This window comes from Pseudomonas sp. SG20056 (assembly GCF_031764535.1).
Classification (GTDB): Bacteria; Pseudomonadota; Gammaproteobacteria; order Pseudomonadales; family Pseudomonadaceae; genus Aquipseudomonas.
In genome coordinates this window covers 3,971,364-3,990,817 of sequence record NZ_CP134499.1, presented here as the reverse complement: position 1 = coordinate 3,990,817, position 19,454 = coordinate 3,971,364, and the positions used below count along the sequence as shown (strand labels likewise).

Annotated in this window: 14 protein-coding genes; 13 read left to right on the top strand and 1 reads right to left on the bottom strand. The window is 56.6% G+C overall.

Going from position 1 to position 19,454, the window contains the following annotated elements:
- The first annotated feature begins 2 nt into the window (after window positions 1-2).
- From rpmE to RHP75_RS18870, 4 genes are all read left to right on the top strand, one after another.
- Window positions 3-218, top strand: coding sequence for a 50S ribosomal protein L31 (gene rpmE / locus RHP75_RS18885; RefSeq protein WP_090249983.1), 216 nt, complete (start codon window positions 3-5; stop codon window positions 216-218).
- 26 nt (window positions 219-244) lie between these two features.
- Complete coding sequence (locus RHP75_RS18880; RefSeq protein WP_311089545.1) at window positions 245-1,045, top strand: thermonuclease family protein; 801 nt, start codon at window positions 245-247, stop codon at window positions 1,043-1,045.
- Window positions 1,042-2,481 (top strand): M48 family metalloprotease, encoded by a 1,440-nt coding sequence (locus tag RHP75_RS18875; protein ID WP_311089544.1) that lies wholly within the window; start codon window positions 1,042-1,044, stop codon window positions 2,479-2,481. Before RHP75_RS18880 ends, RHP75_RS18875 begins: the two co-directional genes overlap by 4 nt.
- 102 nt (window positions 2,482-2,583) lie before the next feature.
- Window positions 2,584-3,852: a malic enzyme-like NAD(P)-binding protein gene (locus RHP75_RS18870; RefSeq protein ID WP_311089543.1), complete on the top strand. Its 1,269-nt coding sequence runs from the start codon at window positions 2,584-2,586 to the stop codon at window positions 3,850-3,852.
- A gap of 96 nt (window positions 3,853-3,948) precedes the next feature.
- On the opposite strand, the gene RHP75_RS18865 is transcribed toward RHP75_RS18870, so the two are convergent.
- Window positions 3,949-6,363, bottom strand: coding sequence for a penicillin-binding protein 1A (locus RHP75_RS18865; RefSeq protein WP_409079677.1), 2,415 nt, complete (start codon window positions 6,361-6,363; stop codon window positions 3,949-3,951).
- A gap of 184 nt (window positions 6,364-6,547) precedes the next feature.
- Between RHP75_RS18865 and RHP75_RS18860 the strand changes: the two genes are divergently transcribed.
- The 9 genes from RHP75_RS18860 (at window position 6,548) to gltB (ending at window position 19,429) form a co-directional block, all read left to right on the top strand.
- Window positions 6,548-7,612 carry a pilus assembly protein PilM gene (locus tag RHP75_RS18860; RefSeq protein ID WP_311089541.1) on the top strand — a complete coding sequence of 355 codons (1,065 nt, stop codon included), beginning with the start codon at window positions 6,548-6,550 and terminating at the stop codon, window positions 7,610-7,612.
- Window positions 7,612-8,184 (top strand): type 4a pilus biogenesis protein PilN, encoded by a 573-nt coding sequence (gene pilN, locus RHP75_RS18855; protein WP_311089540.1) that lies wholly within the window; start codon window positions 7,612-7,614, stop codon window positions 8,182-8,184. The genes RHP75_RS18860 and pilN overlap by 1 nt, the downstream gene beginning before the upstream one ends.
- Window positions 8,181-8,804 (top strand): type 4a pilus biogenesis protein PilO, encoded by a 624-nt coding sequence (pilO, locus tag RHP75_RS18850; RefSeq protein ID WP_311089539.1) that lies wholly within the window; start codon window positions 8,181-8,183, stop codon window positions 8,802-8,804. The genes pilN and pilO overlap by 4 nt, the downstream gene beginning before the upstream one ends.
- A complete protein-coding gene (pilP, locus tag RHP75_RS18845; RefSeq protein ID WP_409079750.1) occupies window positions 8,804-9,328 on the top strand; it encodes a type 4a pilus biogenesis lipoprotein PilP in 525 nt (174 codons plus the stop codon). The genes pilO and pilP overlap by 1 nt, the downstream gene beginning before the upstream one ends.
- Window positions 9,329-9,383: 55 nt before the next feature.
- Window positions 9,384-11,471, top strand: coding sequence for a type IV pilus secretin PilQ (gene pilQ, locus RHP75_RS18840; protein WP_311091994.1), 2,088 nt, complete (start codon window positions 9,384-9,386; stop codon window positions 11,469-11,471).
- 4 nt (window positions 11,472-11,475) lie between these two features.
- Window positions 11,476-11,994 (top strand): shikimate kinase AroK, encoded by a 519-nt coding sequence (aroK, locus tag RHP75_RS18835; protein WP_311089537.1) that lies wholly within the window; start codon window positions 11,476-11,478, stop codon window positions 11,992-11,994.
- A gap of 51 nt (window positions 11,995-12,045) precedes the next feature.
- Complete coding sequence (aroB, locus tag RHP75_RS18830) at window positions 12,046-13,149, top strand: 3-dehydroquinate synthase (RefSeq protein WP_311089536.1); 1,104 nt, start codon at window positions 12,046-12,048, stop codon at window positions 13,147-13,149.
- 10 nt (window positions 13,150-13,159) lie between these two features.
- Complete coding sequence (locus RHP75_RS18825) at window positions 13,160-14,740, top strand: AAA family ATPase (protein ID WP_311089535.1); 1,581 nt, start codon at window positions 13,160-13,162, stop codon at window positions 14,738-14,740.
- Window positions 14,741-14,980: 240 nt separating this feature from the next.
- On the top strand, window positions 14,981-19,429 hold the full coding sequence (gene gltB / locus RHP75_RS18820; RefSeq protein WP_311089534.1) for a glutamate synthase large subunit: 4,449 nt from the start codon (window positions 14,981-14,983) through the stop codon (window positions 19,427-19,429).
- The last annotated feature ends 25 nt before the right edge of the window (window positions 19,430-19,454 follow it).

The following is a 19,454-nucleotide window of genomic DNA, read 5'->3' as shown; positions in this document are numbered from 1 at the left end:
TCATGAAAGCCGATATCCACCCGAACTATGTAGCCGTCACCGCCACCTGCAGCTGTGGCAACGTGATCGAAACTCGCTCCACCCTGGCCAAGCCACTGAGCCTGGACGTGTGCAACGAGTGCCACCCGTTCTACACCGGCAAGCAGAAAATGCTGGATACCGGCGGCCGTGTTGATCGCTTCAAGCAGCGTTTCGGCATGTTCGGCGCCAAGCAGTAAGCTTGCGCGCAGCGACGCAGACCCACATGGTTTGCACCTCGCTACTGAAAAAGGCGTCCCTTGTGGGCGCCTTTTTCGTTTTCGGCGTTTATGCAGGCGGCGCGCTGGCGTTCTGCCCGGCGCCGGGCAACCTGCCCAGCGCCAAGGTGCAGCGTGTGGTCGATGGCGACACCTTGCGCCTGGTCGATGGCCGCAATGTGCGCTTGATCGGTCTGAACAGCCCGGAAATGGGCCGCCAGGGTCGCTCTGCCGAGCCTTTCGCCGAGGCAGCCCGCAAACGTTTGCAGGCCCTGATAGCGGCCAGCGCTGGCCGAGTCTCGTTGCAGTACGGCCAGCAGGCGAAGGATCACTACGGGCGCACCCTGGCGCACGCCTATGACAGCGGCGGGCGCAATCTGGAGGCGCAGTTGCTCGCCGAGGGTTTGGGTTATCAAGTGGCTGTTGCACCTAATCTGGCACTGGTGCAGTGCCAGCAAGCTGCCGAGCGCAGTGCTAGGCAGGCGCGTACCGGGCTCTGGCAGCGTTCTCCGGTGCAAACCGCTGCGCAGTTGAAAAGCGGCGGCTTTGCTCTGTTGCAGGGCCGGGTTGAGCGTGTCGAGCGCAATGGCGGTGGTCTGTGGCTGGAAATGGGCGATGCGCTGGTGCTGCATATCGCGCCCCGGGCGCTGGGCAATTTTGATCTGCGTGCCGTCGAAGACCTTGAAGGCCGCCAGATCGAGGCTCGTGGCTGGGTGATCGACCGCTCCAGGCGTGGCGGCTTGCGCGATGGGCAGGCGCGCTGGATGCTGCCATTGACCGATAAGGCCATGTTGGAGGTGTTGCCATGATCCTGCGTGTACTGACGTTTTTCGTCCTGCTGATGCAGCTGGCCGGCTGTGCGGTCAATCCGGCCACCGGCCGCAGCGACTTCGTAATGATGAGCGAGCAGCAGGAGCTCGACCTCGGCCGTCGTTACAACCAGCAGATCCTCAAGGAAAATCCGCGTTACGCCGACGAGAAGCTGCAGAGGTATGTGCAGCAGGTCGGTGAGCGGGTGGCGAAGAACAGTCACCGCAGCCAGTTGGCCTATCAGTTCACTGTGGTCGATAGCCCGGACATCAACGCCTTTGCCTTGCCGGGCGGCTACATCTATATCCATCGCGGGCTGCTGGCCTATCTAAGCTCGGAAGCCGAACTGGCCGCCGTGCTCGGTCACGAAGTAGGCCACGTTACTGCGCGGCACAGCGTGCAGCAGCAGAGCCAGTCCACTGCCTGGGGCTTGCTCGGCCAGGCGGTGGCAATTGGCACCGGCGTGGGTGCCGCTGCCGATGTCACCAGCGTACTGGGTGGTGCCGTTGTGCGCGGCTATGGCCGTGACATGGAGTTGGAAGCCGATGGCCTGGGCGCGCAGTACCTGGCACGTAGCGGCTATGACCCGCAGGCGATGATCGAAGTGGTCAAGGTGCTGAAGAATCAGGAAGACTTCGCCCGCGACCAGGCCGCAGCGCGCGGTGAGGCGCAGCCTGCGGGCGGTTACCACGGGCTGTTTGATACTCATCCAGACAATGATCGGCGTCTGCAGCAGGTGTTGGGCCCGGCGCGGGCCTTGGCCACCGGCCAGCAGGAGGTCAATCGCGAGGCCTTTCTCAAGCGCCTGGAAGGCTTGCCCTTTGGTGATTCGGCCGAAACCGGCGTGCGACGCGGCCAGCGTTTCTACCATGCTGATCTGAACTTTACCCTGGCGTTTCCCCAGGGCTGGAGCCTGCTCAATCGCCCGGATGCGCTGATCGGTCACACCACCGATCAACAGGCGTTTATCGCCATGACCCTGGAAGATAACCCGCAGCAACTGACGCCGGCTGAACTCTTGCGCCAGCGCGTCGGTAGTCAGCGTCTGGTGGCCGGCGTCGAGTTGCAGCAGGCTGGTCTCAAAGGCTATAGCGCGGTGATTCCCGGCAATGCCGCCAAGCGCGTGGCGGTTATCCAACATGGTCCACGGGTTTACCTGTTTGTCGGTGCGGTGCGTGGTCGCGCCTCGCTGGAAACTCAGGATGAGCAGTTTCTCAGCGTGATCAGAAGCTTCCGGCCGATGACCAGCGCCGAGTACCAACAAGCGCAGCCGCTGCGCCTGCATATGGTCAAGGTCAAGCCTGGGCAGACCATCGAGGCGCTGGCCAAGGGCAGCAAGTTGCCGGGCGATGCGCTAAAGACTCTGCGCCTGCTGAATAACCTTTATCCGTCAGGTCAGCCGCGTGCTGGCGACTGGCTGAAGGTCGTGCGCTAGGGCCTGCGTGCGCATACGGACTTGCCAGTCTTGTGCAGCTGTATACAACTTGCGTATCCTCGGCCGCCTGCCTGTTCAACAGCCCAAAGCGGAAATGCCAACATGTCTGATTTGAAAACAGCCGCTCTCGAATATCACGCCAATCCCCGTCCGGGTAAGCTGAGTGTCGAGCTAACCAAGCCCACCGCAACAGCACGCGATCTGTCCCTGGCCTACAGCCCAGGCGTTGCTGAGCCTGTGCGCGAAATCGCGCGTGATCCGGAGCTGGCGTATCGCTACACCGGCAAAGGCAACCTGGTGGCAGTCATTTCCGACGGTACCGCTATTCTCGGTCTTGGCGACCTCGGCCCGCTGGCTTCCAAGCCAGTGATGGAAGGTAAGGGCGTGCTGTTCAAGCGCTTTGCCGGTATCGACGTATTCGACATCGAAGTTGAGTCCGAGAGTCCGCAGGCCTTTATCGACACCGTACGCCGTATCTCGATCACCTTCGGTGGCATCAACCTGGAAGATATCAAGGCCCCTGAGTGCTTTGAAATTGAACGCACGCTGATCGAACAGTGCGACATTCCAGTGTTCCACGATGACCAGCACGGCACCGCTATCGTGACTGCTGCCGGCATGCTCAATGCACTGGAAATCGCCGGCAAGACTCTGGCAGATGCCAAGATCGTCTGCCTGGGTGCTGGCGCTGCCGCAATCTCCTGCATGAAGCTGCTGGTGAGCATGGGCGCCAAGGTCGAGAACATCTTTATGATCGACCGCAAAGGCGTGATCCACGCTGGCCGCGACGACCTGAACCAGTACAAGGCCGTGTTTGCCAGCGAAACCAGCAAGCGCACCCTGTCTGATGCTCTGGATGGTGCTGACGTATTCGTCGGTCTGTCGGGTGCCAACCTGTTGGCCCCTGAAGACCTCAAGCGCATGGCGCCTAATCCGATCGTCTTCGCTTGCTCCAACCCGGATCCGGAAATCAAGCCAGAACTGGCTCATGAAGTACGTAACGACGTGATCATGGCCACCGGTCGTTCCGACTACCCGAACCAGGTCAACAACGTGCTGGGCTTCCCGTTCATCTTCCGTGGTGCGCTGGACGTTCGCGCGACCCGCATCAACGAAGAAATGAAGATCGCTGCAGCCCTGGCTCTGCGTGACCTGGCCAAACTGCCGGTGCCGCAGGAAGTCTGCGACGCTTATGGTGGCATCGCTCTGTCGTTCGGTCGCGAGTACATCATTCCGAAGCCGATGGACCCACGCCTGATTACTGTGGTTTGCGATGCCGTGGCCAAGGCCGCAATTGAAAGCGGTGTGGCAACTCTGCCGTATCCAAAGCATTACCCGCTGCAGTCGGTAAACGACGTATTCAACGGCTAATCGCTTAGCTCAAGAGCAATAAAAAACCCGCTTCGGCGGGTTTTTTATTGGCGTTAATTTGTCTGTTTCAGGCTGCCGCGATTGGGGGCGAGTCGTTTAGAACAGATCGATCGGCGCGGACTCATCAGCGGGCAATGGGCTGCCAGGGATATACATGCCAGGCTCAAATTCGCCCATGGGGGGCGGCGAGTCTTCACTCTTGAACAGCTCGAAGTAGGCATCTGGCGTATCGGGTGTAGCCGCGCGGCCGCTGTGTGGGTCGATGCGCAGGGTCAGCAGGCCTTCGGGTTCTGGCAGCAGGTGGCTAGGCTTGTCCTTCAAGGCTGCGCCCATGTAGCTCATCCAGATCGGCAGGGCCACGGTGCCGCCATACTCGTTGCGGCCAAGGCTTTCTGGCTGATCGAAACCGGCCCAGACGGTGGTGATGTAGTCTGCGTTGTAACCGGAGAACCAGCTGTCTTTCGACTCGTTGGTGGTGCCGGTTTTACCCGCCAGGTCATCGCGCCCCAGGGCCATGGCGCGGCGGCCAGTACCGCGCTTGATCACATCCTGCAGCATGCTGGTCATGATGTAGGCGGTGCGCTCATCGATGATCTGTTCGGCAAGTACCGGCTCAGGCGGCAGTGGTTGATCGCCAACGCTGAGTTGCACGGCGCTGCTCTGCTCTGCGCGTTGAGCAATGCCGGTCGGGGTTTGAGCGGGGTTGGCGTTGAACAGCTGCTTGCCAGTACGGTCTTCAATCCGTTCTATCAGGTAGGGCTCAGTCTTGTAGCCGCCGCTGGCAAAAACACTCCAGCCCTCCGCAATCTCCATTGGGGTGAGGCTCGCGGTGCCCAGTGCCAAAGACAGATTGGGCGGCAGATCCTTACTCTCAAAACCGAAGCGTTCGATGTAGCTCAGCGTGCTGGCGATGCCAAGGTCTTGCAACAGGCGAATCGACACCAGGTTGCGCGAGCGGTACAAGGCTTCGCGGAGGCGGATCGGGCCGAGGAAGGTGTTGTTGTCATTCTTCGGTCGCCATACCTGCGATAGCGCGTCGTCGGCAAACACGATCGGTGCGTCATTGACCAGCGTGGCGGCGGTATAACCTTTATCCAGTGCAGCGCTGTAGACGAAGGGTTTAAAGCTTGAACCCGGCTGACGTTTAGCTTGTGCGGCGCGGTTGTAATTGCTCTGCTCAAATGAGAAACCACCGACCAGAGCGCGAATGGCACCGTTGTTCGGATCCAGCGATACCAGAGCGCTTTGCGCGGCGGGCAGTTGCACAAAGCGCAGGCTGCCGTCTTCCTGACGTTGCACGCGGATCAGGTCGCCAATCTGGCTGACGTCAGCGGGTTGCTGTGGTCGTGGGCCGAGGCTGTTGGTATTCAGAAACGGCCGTGCCCATTTCATGCTGTCCCAGGCCACTGCATGTTCTTCACCGTTGCGCAGCAGGACCATGATCCCGCTTTTCTCAACGGCTGTGACAATGGCTGGCTCAAGGCCGCCGAGGGAGGTTTGCTTGCTCAGTTCGGCTTGCCAATTTTCCTTGGTCATACCCGGTAGGCGGCTTTCCGGGCCGCGATAGCCGTGGCGCTGATCGTAGGTAATCAGGCCTTCGCGTACGGCCGTATTGGCCGCCAGCTGCAGATCGCTGGGCACTGTGGTGGTGACGTTAAAGCCTTCGGTGTACGCCTCACTGCCATAGCGCCCAACCATCTCGGCGCGCGCCATCTCGGCAATATAGGGTGCTACCAGTTCAGGCGTTGGAACGTGGTAACTGACGTTGATCGGCTCGGCTAATGCTTCTTCATAACGCTGCTGGTCGATACGTCCAAGGCTGTGCATGCGCCCGAGAATCCAGTCGCGACGTTCCAGGGCGCGCGTCGGGTTGACCAGCGGGTTGAAGCGCGAAGGTGCTTTCGGCAGGCCGGCAATCATCGCCATTTGCGAAAGGCTGACGTCGCGAATGGACTTGCCGTAATACACCTGTGCGGCCGCTTCGATGCCGTAAGCACGATTACCCAAGTAAATCTTGTTCACATAAAGTTCAAGAATTTCGTTCTTACTGAGCTCCCGTTCAATTTGCAGGGCCAGAAGTATCTCGTTGATCTTGCGCGAGAAACTTCTTTCGCTAGTCAGGAAGAAGTTCTTCGCCACCTGCATGGTAATGGTGCTACCACCGGTTTGAATCTGCCCGCTTTTCAAGATTTGCGTTGCAGCGCGCATCAGGCTGGTAAGGTCAACGCCATAATGATTGGCAAAGTTGTCGTCTTCGGCTGCCAGCAAGGCGCTGATGAAGTCCTGGGGGATATCCGCAAAGGCGATTGGCGAGCGACGCATTTCACCGAACTCGGCAATCAGCTTGGCGTCGCTGCTGTAAACGCGCAGAGGAATCTGCAGTTGAATACTGCGCAAAGATTCGACGGATGGGAGGCTGGGGCTAAGATAGAGGAAGGCCCCGCTGAAACTGAGTACCAGGCCACAAAAAGCGGCGAGGCAAGACCAGCAGAAAAAACGCAAAAGACGCATCAAGATTTTTGGATTTCCAGATAAAAGAACGAGTTAAGCGGAACACAAGGTTAAAAGAGAAAAACTGATCACATTATAAGCGGTTTTTTTGCTGGGTAGCCATTTGCGCTTCTGTCAAGACTGTTATTTAATGTGAAAAAACATAAATAGTCCGTAAGTCGCGGATGCCAATAGGAAATCGGTCGTGCTAGGGCTCTTCAATAAGAAAGCGAATACGCTACTCGGGATCGATATCAGTTCGACCTCCGTCAAGCTCCTCGAATTGAGCCGCTCCGGAAGCCGCTACAAGGTAGAGGCTTACGCAGTCGAGCCGCTCCCGCCAAACGCGGTGGTCGAAAAGAACATTGCCGAGCTGGAAGGGGTGGGGCAGGCCCTTTCGCGAGTACTCGCCAAAGCCAAGAGCGGCGTGAAAACCGTTGCAGTGGCGGTGGCTGGGTCGGCAGTGATTACCAAAACCATCGAAATGGAAGCTGGGCTTTCCGACGATGAGCTTGAGAATCAGCTGAAAATCGAAGCTGATCAGTACATTCCCTATCCGCTGGAAGAAGTCGCGATCGACTTCGAAGTCCAGGGGACCTCTGCGCGTAATGCCGATCGTGTCGAAGTTCTGCTTGCCGCTTGTCGTAAGGAGAACGTTGAGGTCCGCGAGGCAGCTCTAGCGCTCGCCGGTCTTACTGCCAAAGTGGTTGATGTCGAGGCCTATGCGCTTGAGCGGGCTTACGGCTTGTTGATTGATCAGCTCGGTGGCGGTCGTGATGAGCTGACGGTTGCGGTTGTCGATATTGGCGCAACCATGACCACGCTCAGCGTTTTGCACAACGGTCGCACTATCTACACCCGCGAGCAGCTGTTTGGCGGCAAGCAACTTACCGAAGAAATTCAGCGTCGTTATGGTCTCTCCGTTGAAGAAGCTGGCCTTGCTAAGAAGCAAGGCGGCTTGCCGGATGACTATGACAGTGAAGTACTGCAGCCATTCAAAGAGGCTGTGGTTCAGCAGGTTGCTCGTTCATTGCAGTTCTTCTTTGCTGCCGGTCAGTTCAATGATGTCGACTACATCTTGCTGGCTGGTGGTACCGCGTCGATTCCCGATCTCGATCGTTTGATTCAGCAAAAAATAGGCACCCAGACATTGGTCGCCAATCCGTTCGCTGAAATGGCGCTGAGTGGCAAGGTCAACGCAGGTGCGCTTGCCAGTGATGCGCCTGCCTTGATGATTGCCTGTGGCCTGGCGATGAGGAGTTTCGACTAATGGCGCGGATTAACCTACTCCCTTGGCGCGAGCAGCTACGCGAAGAGCGCAAACAGCGCTTTTTGGTGACGCTTGCGGGTGTGTTTGTTGTTGCGGCAGGCGCTGTCTTTCTCGGGGATCAGTATCTCAATGGTGCAATTGAGCAGCAGGATGCTCGTAATGAGTTTGTCCGTAAGGAAATTGCTGTTCTGGATGCTCGGATTAAAGAAATCAGTGAGTTGAAAACTCGTCGTCAGCAGCTTCTTGAGCGAATGAAGATTATCCAGGATTTGCAGGGTAATCGGCCTATTATTGGCCGTGTCTTCGATCAGCTGGTTCGAACATTGCCGGATGGTGTTCATTTCACTGGTGTGAAAATGACCGCGAAGAATATTGCTATTGTTGGTGCTGCCGAGTCTAACAATCGCGTATCAAACCTTATGCGTAATTTGGATGCATCTGAATGGCTAACTGCGCCAAACCTTACTGAAGTGAAGTCTGTGACAGCAGGCGCAGTTGACCAGGCTAATGTCTTTCAATTGAGCGTGCAGCAGACCCAGCCTGCGCTTGCGACAGAGGAGGCTAAGCAATGAGTCTTAATGATTCCTTAGAAAGTCTGCGGCAGATTGATTTAAATGATCTTGATCTCAACAACATTGGTTCTTGGCCCGCAGCTGTAAAATCTATCGCAGGTGCTTTGTTGTTAATGGGTGTTGTTGCACTGGGTTACAATTTTCATCTTAAAGACTTACAGGCTCAGCTAGAGGGGAAGCAGGCTGAGGAGGTCTCGCTGAAAGAGCAGTTCTCAAGTAAGGCTTTTCAAGCTGCAAATCTCGATGCTTACAAAGAGCAGATGCAGGAAATGGAGATTTCATTTGGTGCGCTTTTAAAGCAGCTTCCAAGTGATACGGAAGTTCCTGGGTTGCTGGAGGATATAACCAGGACTGGATTGGGGAGTGGTTTAGAATTTGAGGAGATTAAACTTTTACCTGAGGCTGCTCAGCAGTTTTATATAGAACTGCCTATCCAGATCACTGTGGTGGGCGCTTATCACGATCTGGCAACGTTTGTTAGTGGTGTTGCAAGTCTTCCCCGAATTGTTACCTTGCATGATTTTAATTTGGTGCCGGCGAGTACTGATGGCTCGTCGAAGTTGCGTATGAGTATCTTGGCCAAAACTTATCGCTATAATGATAAGGGGGGCGCGCAGTGATATTTTTCAGATGCGTATTCTTGCTGCTATCGATTTTTATTATTTCCGGTTGCGGTGACGGTGGTGACTTTTCTGACCTGCAAGCGTATATGGATGAGGTGCGTGCGCGTCCTAAAGGTGAAATTGAACCGTTGCCCAAATTTCAACCTTATGAAAGCTTTGCATACAGCGCTGCTGCATTGAGAAGCCCATTTCAACCTCCAGTCAAATTGGAGATGGTGGATCGGCAGAAAGGCTCTAAAGACATAAAGCCCGATGAAACACGTACTAAGCAATTTCTTGAAGGGTTCAATATAGAAGCCTTTGTAATGGTCGGAACCTTGGCTAATGATGCTGGCTCTTTTGCACTGGTGAATGGTGCAGGGGGTGTTCACCGGGTTCGGGTGGGTGATTATCTCGGCCGAAACCATGGGCGAATACTTGCTATAGACGAATCCAAAATTGATGTAATTGAAATCGTTCCGGATGGTGAGGGTGGTTGGTTGGAACGGCCGCGTAGCCTGTCCCTAAAGGAGCGCTCTTAACTAGGGCGGAATGAATATGAAAAAAAATAACCGATCTGCTCAGTGGAATATGATTATGAACATATCCCCCTCTTTTATTGGCCTCCCTCTTCTTGCTGCGCTTCTTTCTCCGTCGTTGATGGCTGCTGATTTAATGGCGCTTGACGTTGCAGCTTTGCCGGGGGATCGCGTTGAATTGAAGCTGACTTTTGACGAGCCTGTGCTCGCTCCTCGTGGTTATACAATCGAGCAGCCTGCACGAATTGCGCTTGACTTGCCCGGGGTTTCGAACAAGTTGGGTGTGAAGAATAGAGAGCTCGGCGTTGGTAACGCTCGTAGTGTTACCGTGGTCGAGGCGAAAGATCGTACTCGGCTTGTAATTAACCTATCGAGTCTTTCCCCATATCACACTCGCGCAGAGGGGAGCAGTCTCTTTGTTGTGGTTGGTGAGAGCTCTAAAATTCCGACTGCTGCGGTCGGTTCTGCTGTTGCTAAGTTCGTTGCTCCAGCGAAGAAATACTCTCCACCAGTGAGGGGGATTAGCAATATAGACTTTCAGCGTGGCGAGCAGGGTGAGGGTAATGTGGTTATAACCTTGTCTGATGCGTCTGTAAGCCCTGATATACAAGATCAAGGTGGTAGAATTCGCTTAGATTTTGCCAAGACACAGTTGCCAGAGTCTCTTCGTGTAAAGCTCGATGTGAAAGACTTTGCTACTCCGGTGCAATATGTAAGTACTACTAGTGCATCTGATAAGGTTAGCGTTGTCATTGAGTCGTCTGGTGTTTATGACTACTTGGCATACCAGGCTGATAATAAATTGACTTTAAGCGTTAAGCCGTTGACTCAGTCTGAGGCAGATAAGCGTAAAGCCGACAGCTTTGCCTATGCCGGCGAGAAGCTTTCTCTTAACTTTCAAGATATCGATGTTCGATCGGTTTTGCAATTGATCGCGGATTTCACGGACTTGAACTTGGTCGCTAGTGACACTGTTACTGGAAATATTACACTTCGGTTGCAGAATGTTCCGTGGGATCAGGCACTAGACCTAGTTCTGAAAACGAAGGGTCTAGATAAGCGCAAGATTGGTAATGTGCTTCTTGTGGCCCCTGCAGATGAAATAGCTGCGCGTGAAAGACAGGAGCTTGAGTCACAAAAGCAGATTGCTGAGCTGGCGCCTTTGCGTCGTGAGCTGATTCAGGTGAATTATGCCAAGGCGTCCGATATGGCAAAGCTTTTTCAGTCAGTGACAAGTGCAGATGGTACAGCGGATGATCGCGGATCTATAACGGTCGATGATAGAACTAACAGTATTATTGCCTACCAAACACAAGCTCGTTTAGATGAACTTCGTCGTATAGTTTCCCAGCTTGATGTTGCTGTGCGTCAGGTTATGATTGAGGCGAGAATTGTTGAGGCCAACGTTGACTACGATAAAGCGCTTGGAGTCAATTGGCGTGGTGCGCGTGTCGGTAATAGCAATTTTGTCGTTGGTGGTAGCGGTGGTAATCGTGTCGGGGCTCCTGGTTATGGCCAGAACCCGGGTGTTCAAAATCCTACTCCATCGCTTGGTAATTTTGTGGATCTTGGCGTTGATGGGGCTACATCGGGGATTGGCATCGGCTTTATAACAGACAATACTATTTTAGATCTTGAGCTCTCTGCTATGGAGAAAACAGGTAATGGTGAAATTGTATCCCAGCCTAAAGTAGTAACTTCTGATAAGGAAACGGCCAAGATTCTTAAGGGGTCAGAGATTCCTTATCAGGAAGCGAGTTCTAGTGGTGCTAGCACAACGTCGTTTAAAGAAGCGGCTCTCTCTTTAGAGGTTACACCTCAAATTACGCCGGATAATCGTATAATCATGGAGGTAAAGGTAACAAAAGATGCGCCGAACTTTGAACGCGCGCTCAATGGTATTCCTCCTATCGATAAGAATGAGGTGAATGCGAAAGTTTTAGTAAGTGATGGCGAGACCATTGTAATTGGTGGTGTGTTTTCCAATACTCAAACAAGGTCTGTTGATAAAGTCCCTTTCCTAGGTGAGCTCCCTTACGTAGGTCGGCTATTCAGGCGTGATAGTGTTCAAGAGCAAAAATCCGAACTGCTTGTTTTCCTGACTCCACGCATCATGAACAACCAAGCCGTTGCGGTGAGTCGTTGATTCAGTGCGGAATTTGATTCTCGTTGGCCCGATGGGTGCTGGTAAAAGCACCATCGGGCGTTTGCTTGCTAAAGAATTGCGGTTGCCGTTCAAGGACTCTGATAAAGAGATTGAGCAGCGCACGGGCGCGGATATTCCCTGGATCTTTGATGTTGAAGGTGAGCAGGGTTTTCGTGAGCGTGAGCAGGCGGTAATCGCAGAGCTTTGCGATGTTGACGGTATGGTCTTGGCAACCGGTGGTGGCGCGGTCATGCGCGCCGAAAATCGTGTTGCTCTTAGGCGTGGCGGTCATGTTGTTTACTTGCATGCTTCTGTTGAGCAGCAGGTGGAACGCACTTCGCGTGATCGCAATCGCCCACTGTTGCGTTCGGCGGATCCGGGTAAGGTTCTGGCTGAGTTATTGGCTCTTCGCGATCCGCTTTACCGTGAAATCGCCGACGTTGTGGTTGAAACCGACGAGCGTCCGCCTCGTCTGGTGGTGCAGGAGATTCTTGAACGTCTAGAGGCGCTTTCTCCCCGTTAAAGCGCAGGCTGAACTGCGCTATCCTAGGCCCCTTTGTAACCTGGGGGCTTTATGCAAACTCTTCATGTCGATCTTGGTGAACGCAGCTACCCGATCTATATCGGTGCTGGGCTGTTGACTCGTGCTGATTTGTTGGCAGCTCATATTGTCGGTCGGCAAGTCGCGATAGTGACCAATGAGACAGTTGCTCCCCTTTATCTAGCTGCACTTGAGTGTTCGCTCGCAGGCTATGCGGTTACCTCTGTTGTTCTGCCTGACGGTGAGAGTTACAAAACCTGGGAAACCCTGCAGCTGGTTTTTGATGGGTTGTTGGGTGCGCGGCATGATCGGCGCACGACGGTGATCGCTCTGGGTGGTGGTGTAATTGGTGATATGGCCGGGTTTGCAGCGTCGTGTTATCAGCGTGGTGTGAGCTTTATCCAGGTACCAACCACGCTGCTGTCGCAGGTTGATTCATCGGTTGGCGGTAAAACCGGTATCAATCATCCGTTGGGAAAGAACATGGTCGGTGCTTTCTACCAGCCGCAAGCCGTGTTGATCGATACCGGTACGCTGGCTACCTTGCCTGCGCGTGAGTTGTCTGCGGGTCTGGCCGAGGTAATCAAGTACGGCTTGATATGTGATGAGCCATTCCTGTCCTGGCTTGAGGAGCATATGTCCGCATTGCGCGCCCTTGATCAGGAGGCGCTGACTGCAGCAATCGCTCATTCCTGTGCGGCCAAGGCTCGCGTTGTTGTGGCTGATGAGCGTGAGTCCGGTGTGCGCGCTACGTTGAATCTTGGGCATACCTTTGGTCATGCGATCGAGACGCATCAGGGTTATGGCGCTTGGCTGCATGGTGAGGCTGTGGCGGCGGGTACTGTTATGGCACTTGATATGTCTGAACGGTTGGGCTGGATCAGCGCAGCCGAGCGTGAGCGAGCCGTTCGGTTGTTTGTTGCTGCAGGCTTGCCGGTTGCTCCGCCTGAGGAAATGACGCCTGAGGATTTTATGGAGCATATGGCGGTCGACAAGAAGGTGCTTGATGGCAAGCTGCGCCTCGTGTTGCTACGCGGCTTGGGTGAAGCGGTTGTAACCGGTGATTTTCCCCGGGAAGTTTTGAATGCCACGCTGAGCGCAGACTATGCAGCGCAGCTGGCTCAGCTTAAAAATTAACGAGTGTCCCATGACAAGTCTGCATGCTGACGAAGCGTTTCTCGATCATTACCACTTCACCCATGACCCCTTTGCTGCGCGGGTTCCGGGGTTTAAATTTTTTCCAGCGCAGCGCAAGCCGGTACTTGGTCAGTTGCACCATTTGGCGCGCTATAGCCAGTTGTTGCTGGTGGTCAGTGGGCCGGACGGTAGCGGTAAAACTTTGCTGCGCCAGGCGTTGGTAGCCAGTACCAATAAACAGGCAGTGCAGAGTGTTGTGGTGTCCGCCAAGGGTGCTTCGGATCCGGCGAGTATTCTGCGTCAGGTCGCGCAGGGACTGCAGGTGCAACGGCCAGAGTTGCCGGCCATTCTGGCGCAGGTTGGGCAATTAGCGCTGACCGGGCAGGAAGTCTATGTGCTGGTTGACGATGCTGAGGATCTCAGTGATGCGGCGTTGACCAGCTTGCTGAGTCTGGCGGTCGGCAATGCCGAAGGGCGTCCGCATGTTTTTCTGTTTGCTGATTCGCAGCTGCTGCCGCGTCTCGAGCATGTGGCGGCGGGTGATGAGTGCTTTCATGTCATCGAGTTGCAGCCTTACAGTGAGGATGAGACGCGCGAGTATCTGGCTCAGCGTCTTGAGGGTGCGGGGCAGGGAATTGAGGTGTTGAGCGATGACCAGGTCGCCGATATTCATGAGCAATCTGCCGGCTGGCCGGGCGTAATCAATCAGGTTGCGCGCGAGTCGCTGGTTGAGGCGATGTTGGCGCAGCGCGGTGCGGCGAACCGTGGTGGTTTTTCTTTCAGCTTGCCGCGCAAGCATTTGCTGGCTCTCTGTGTGGTGGCTATCGGTGTGTTGGCTGCCTGGTTTATGCAAGGACGAGTGGTTGAGGATGTTGATGCGCCGGTGATTGCGCAGTTGCCACTCGGTGAAACTCCTCCGCCTGCAGTGGTTGTGGAGTCAGGCGCGACAGCTGCTCCGGCGGTTGCGCCGGCGATTCAATTTGAGGGTGCCAATCAACCACTGCCGCTACCTTTGGTAGGCGAAGCGCAGCCGGTGATTCGTGAACCTTTGGCGCAGGCGGCTGGTTTGAGTGGTGCGGAAGAAGCTGACGCTGTGGGTGCGTCAGGTGCTGCGGATATCGCGCCTGAGCCGGCTGTATCAGTGAGTGTTCCGGTGCCGCCTGTGGTGTCTGAACCAGTCAAGGTAGCGCCTGTGGTTGCACCGCCTGCTGCGCCTGCGGTCAAGCCGGTTGCGCCGGTGGTCACAACGGCACCGTCGCCAGAAAAGCCGAAAGCTCCGCCCCCTGCGGCCAAGCCGGCGGCTGGCGGTGATTGGTATGCCGCGCAGGCGGGCTCGCGCTATACACTGCAGATTCTCGGTGCTCGGCTGGAAAGTGGTGCGCAGGCTTTTGTAAAAGCCAATGGTGCGGATTATCACTACTTCAAAAAGCAGCATCAGGGTAAGCCGCTGTACGTCGTCACCTACGGCAGTTTTGCTACGCGTGATGCGGCGCAGGCAGCCTTGCGCACCCTGCCTGCGAAAGTGCAGGCTGGTAAGCCGTGGCCGCGTAACTTTGCTGGCATTCAGCAAGAGATTGCCCAGGCGCGCTAGCTGATACACTTCAGCGCTTGCGCTGACCGGTCGGTCGCTACCACGACCTTCCGGTCTTATCCTTCGTTTTAGCGACATATTTTTTCAAGGCTTCGTCACTAAGATTTGTGACGGCCTAGGTGGGTATGTACAATGACTGCCCTTTCGCCTGCGCAAAGCTGGGGCTTAGTCCTGCGCGCATGGTAAGTGGTTGAATTAGAAAGTAATTGCCTTGTGATAGGCCGTCTGGTGAGAGTCCCTATGAAAGCAGGTTTGTACCGTCCTGATGAGTTCAAGGATAACTGCGGCTTCGGCCTTATCGCCCATATGCAGGGTGAGGCTAGCCATCACCTGCTGCAGACCGCGATTGAAGCCCTGACATGCATGACCCACCGCGGCGGGATCAACGCCGACGGTAAAACCGGTGACGGTTGCGGTCTGCTGATTCAGAAGCCTGATGCTTTCCTGCGGGCCATGGCCCAACAGCACTTTGCCGTCGAATTGCCCAAGCAGTACGCCGTCGGCATGGTGTTCTTCAACCAGGATCCGGTGAAAGCCGAAGCAGCCCGCGAAAATATGAATCGTGAGATTCTCGCGGCTGGCCTGAGCCTGGTCGGCTGGCGCAAAGTGCCAATCGACACCAGCGTGCTCGGCCGTCTGGCGCTTGAGCGTCTACCGCAGATCGAGCAGGTGTTTATCGGCGGTGAAGGCCTGTCCGATCAGGAATTCGCGATCAAGCTGTTCAGCGCCCGTCGTCGTTCCTCGGTGGCCAACGCGGCTGACAGCGATCACTACATCTGCAGCTTTTCGCACAAGACCATCATCTACAAAGGCCTGATGATGCCGGCCGACCTGCAGCAGTTCTACCCGGACCTGGGTGACGAGCGCCTGCAGACCGCCATTTGCGTATTCCACCAGCGCTTCTCCACCAACACCCTGCCGAAATGGCCGCTGGCGCAGCCGTTCCGCTTCCTGGCGCACAACGGTGAAATCAACACCATCACCGGTAACCGCAACTGGGCTCAGGCGCGTCGCCTGAAGTTCGCCAACGACCAGATATTTGATCTCGAAGAGCTTGGCCCGCTGGTTAACCGCGTGGGTTCCGACTCCTCGAGCATGGACAACATGCTTGAGTTGATGGTCACCGGCGGTATCGACCTGTTCCGTGGCGTGCGCATGATCATTCCGCCAGCCTGGCAGAACGTCGAAACCATGGACGCCGACCTGCGCGCGTTCTACGAATACAACTCCATGCACATGGAGCCCTGGGATGGTCCGGCCGGTGTGGTACTTACCGATGGCCGCCATGCCGTGTGCCTGCTCGACCGTAACGGTCTGCGTCCGGCGCGTTGGGTCACCACCAAGAATGGTTACATCACCCTGGCCTCGGAAATCGGCGTGTGGAATTACGCACCTGAGGACGTGTTAGCCAAGGGCCGCGTAGGCCCAGGGCAGATTCTTGCGGTGGACACCGAAACCGGGCAGATCCTCGGCAGCGACGACATTGATAACCGCCTGAAGTCGCGTCATCCCTACAAGCAGTGGATGCGCAAGAGTGCCCAGCGCATTCAGGCGACCCTGGAAGACCGTGACCACGGTTCGGCGTTCTACGACGTCGACCAGCTCAAGCAGTACATGAAGATGTACCAGGTCACCTTCGAGGAGCGTGACCAGGTACTGCGTCCGCTGGGCGAACAAGGCCAGGAAGCGGTCGGCTCCATGGGCGATGACACGCCGATGGCCGTGCTCAGCCAGCGCGTGCGCTCGCCGTACGACTACTTCCGTCAGCAGTTCGCGCAGGTCACCAACCCGCCGATCGACCCGCTGCGTGAAGCCATCGTCATGTCGCTGGAGATCTGTCTCGGTGCCGAGCGCAACATCTTCGAGGAGTCGCCTGAGCACGCTGCACGGGTGATTCTTAGCAGCCCGGTGATCTCGCCGGCCAAGTGGCGCGCTTTGATGAACCTGGATCGCCCAGGCTTCGAGCGTCACCTGATCGACATGAACTACGACGAATCGATTGGTCTGGAAGCCGCCGTGCGCAACATGGCCGATCAGGCTGAAGAAGCGGTGCGCGCCGGTAAGGTGCTGCTGGTTCTGTCTGACCGTCATATCGCTCCGGGCAAGCTGCCGGCTCACGCCTCGCTGGTGACTGGTGCGATACACCACCGCCTGACTGAAAAAGGCCTGCGTTGCGACTGCAACATTCTGGTTGAGACCGCGACTGCTCGTGATCCGCATCATTACGCGGTGCTGCTGGGCTTCGGCGCCTCGGCGGTGTATCCGTTCCTCGCGTACGAAGTGCTGGGCGACCTGATCCGTACCGGCGAAGTGCTGGGCGATCTGTATGAAGTGTTCAAGCACTACCGCAAAGGCATCTCCAAAGGCCTGCTGAAGATCCTGTCGAAGATGGGTATCTCCACCGTGGCGTCCTACCGCGGTGCGCAGCTGTTCGAAGCTGTTGGTTTGTCCGATGAAGTCACCGAGCTGTGCTTCCGGGGTGTGGCCAGCCGCATCAAGGGTGCGCGTTTCGTCGATATCGAAGCCGAGCAGAAGCTGCTGGCGGGCGAAGCCTGGAACAACCGCAAAGCGATCCAGCAGGGCGGTTTGCTCAAGTTCGTCTACGGCGGTGAATACCACGCCTACAACCCGGATGTGGTCAACACCCTGCAGGCCGCTGTACAGCAGGGCAGCTACGAGAAGTTCAAGGAATACACCACGCTGGTTGATACCCGCCCGGTGTCGATGCTGCGCGACCTGCTCAAGCTCAAGCTGGCTGATCAGCCGCTGGCGCTGGATCAGGTTGAGCCGATGAGCGAGATTCTCAAGCGCTTTGACTCTGCCGGGATTTCCCTCGGCGCGCTGTCGCCTGAAGCACATGAAGCGATTGCCGAAGCGATGAACCGCCTGGGCGCGCGCTCCAACTCCGGTGAGGGCGGTGAAGACCCGGCCCGCTACGGCACCGTGCGCAGCTCGAAGATCAAGCAGGTGGCCACCGGCCGCTTTGGTGTGACCCCGGAATACCTGGTCAACGCCGAAGTGCTGCAGATCAAGGTCGCCCAGGGCGCCAAGCCCGGCGAAGGTGGCCAGCTGCCAGGCGGCAAGGTCAACGGCCTGATTGCGCGTCTGCGTTACGCCGTGCCCGGCGTGACCCTGATTTCGCCGCCGCCGCACCACGACATCTATTCCATCGAAGACCTGGCGCAGCTGATCTATGACCTCAAGCAGGTCAACCCGGCGGCACTGGTGTCGGTCAAGCTGGTGGCGGAAGCCGGCGTCGGCACCATCGCCGCCGGTGTGGCCAAGGCCTATGCCGACCTGATTACCATCTCCGGTTACGACGGTGGTACCGGCGCATCGCCGCTGACCTCAATCAAGTACGCCGGTGCGCCGTGGGAACTCGGCCTGGCCGAAACCCACCAGACCCTGCGCGGTAACGACCTGCGCGGCAAGGTACGGGTACAGACCGACGGTGGCCTGAAAACCGGCCTCGACGTGATCAAGGCGGCTATCCTCGGCGCCGAAAGCTTCGGCTTCGGTACTGCGCCGATGATCGCCCTGGGTTGCAAATACCTGCGTATCTGCCACCTGAACAACTGCGCCACCGGCGTGGCCACGCAGAACGACAAGCTGCGCAAGGATCACTTCATCGGCACCGTCGAAATGGTGATGAACTTCTTCACCTATGTCGCCGAAGAAACCCGCGAGTGGCTGGCCAAGCTGGGTGTCCGCAGCCTGGAAGAGCTGATCGGGCGTACCGACCTGCTGGAAATGCTGCCAGGCGAAACCGCCAAGCAGGGTCATCTTGACCTGACGCCGTTGCTCGGCAGCGACCACATTCCGGCTGACAAACCGCAGTTCTGCCTGGTTGATCGCAACCCGCCGTTCGACGAAGGCCTGCTGGCCGAGAAGATGGTCGAGCTGGTCAAGCCGTCGATTGAGGCAGCCAGCGGTGCTGAGATTGATCTGGAAATCTGCAACTGTGACCGTTCCATCGGTGCCCGTGTCTCCGGCGAAATCGCCCGCAAACACGGTAACCAGGGCATGGCCAAGGCGCCGATCACCTTCCGCTTCAAGGGCACTGCGGGCCAGAGCTTCGGTGTGTGGAACGCCGGTGGTCTGAACCTATACCTTGAAGGCGACGCCAACGACTACGTCGGCAAGGGCATGACCGGCGGCAAGCTGGTGATCACCCCGCCGAAAGGCAGCCCGTTCAAGACCCAGGACAGCGCCATCATCGGCAACACCTGTCTGTACGGCGCCACTGGCGGCAAGCTGTTTGCAGCCGGTACTGCGGGCGAGCGTTTCGCCGTGCGTAACTCCGGTGCGCACACTGTGGTGGAAGGCACGGGCGACCATTGCTGCGAATACATGACCGGCGGCTTTGTCTGCGTGCTGGGCAAAACCGGCTACAACTTCGGTTCCGGCATGACCGGCGGTTTCGCCTACGTGCTTGATCTGGATAACAGCTTCTACGACCGCGTTAACCACGAGCTGGTGGAAATTCAGCGGATCAACAATGAGTCGATGGAGGCTTACCGTAGCCACCTGGAGCGCGTACTCGCCGAGTACGTCCAGGAAACATCGAGTGAGTGGGGCGCGACCCTGCTGGAAAACCTGGACGACTACCTGCGCAAGTTCTGGCTGGTCAAACCGAAGGCGGCAAGCCTGAAGTCGTTGCTCTCCAGCACCCGTGCCAACCCGCAATAAGAATGCGCCTGAAGTGGTTTGATGA

What these genes read in the sequence shown, in the direction of transcription:
- rpmE (WP_090249983.1), top strand. Translation starts at nt 3, where the DNA reads ATGAAAGCCGATATCCACCCGAACTATGTAGCCGTCACCGCCACCTGC.
- RHP75_RS18880 (WP_311089545.1), top strand. Translation starts at nt 245, where the DNA reads ATGGTTTGCACCTCGCTACTGAAAAAGGCGTCCCTTGTGGGCGCCTTT.
- RHP75_RS18875 (WP_311089544.1), top strand. Translation starts at nt 1,042, where the DNA reads ATGATCCTGCGTGTACTGACGTTTTTCGTCCTGCTGATGCAGCTGGCC.
- RHP75_RS18870 (WP_311089543.1), top strand. Translation starts at nt 2,584, where the DNA reads ATGTCTGATTTGAAAACAGCCGCTCTCGAATATCACGCCAATCCCCGT.
- RHP75_RS18865 (WP_409079677.1), bottom strand. Translation starts at nt 6,363, where the DNA reads ATGCGTCTTTTGCGTTTTTTCTGCTGGTCTTGCCTCGCCGCTTTTTGT.
- pilN (WP_311089540.1), top strand. Translation starts at nt 7,612, where the DNA reads ATGGCGCGGATTAACCTACTCCCTTGGCGCGAGCAGCTACGCGAAGAG.
- pilO (WP_311089539.1), top strand. Translation starts at nt 8,181, where the DNA reads ATGAGTCTTAATGATTCCTTAGAAAGTCTGCGGCAGATTGATTTAAAT.
- pilQ (WP_311091994.1), top strand. Translation starts at nt 9,384, where the DNA reads ATGAACATATCCCCCTCTTTTATTGGCCTCCCTCTTCTTGCTGCGCTT.
- aroB (WP_311089536.1), top strand. Translation starts at nt 12,046, where the DNA reads ATGCAAACTCTTCATGTCGATCTTGGTGAACGCAGCTACCCGATCTAT.
- RHP75_RS18825 (WP_311089535.1), top strand. Translation starts at nt 13,160, where the DNA reads ATGACAAGTCTGCATGCTGACGAAGCGTTTCTCGATCATTACCACTTC.
- gltB (WP_311089534.1), top strand. Translation starts at nt 14,981, where the DNA reads ATGAAAGCAGGTTTGTACCGTCCTGATGAGTTCAAGGATAACTGCGGC.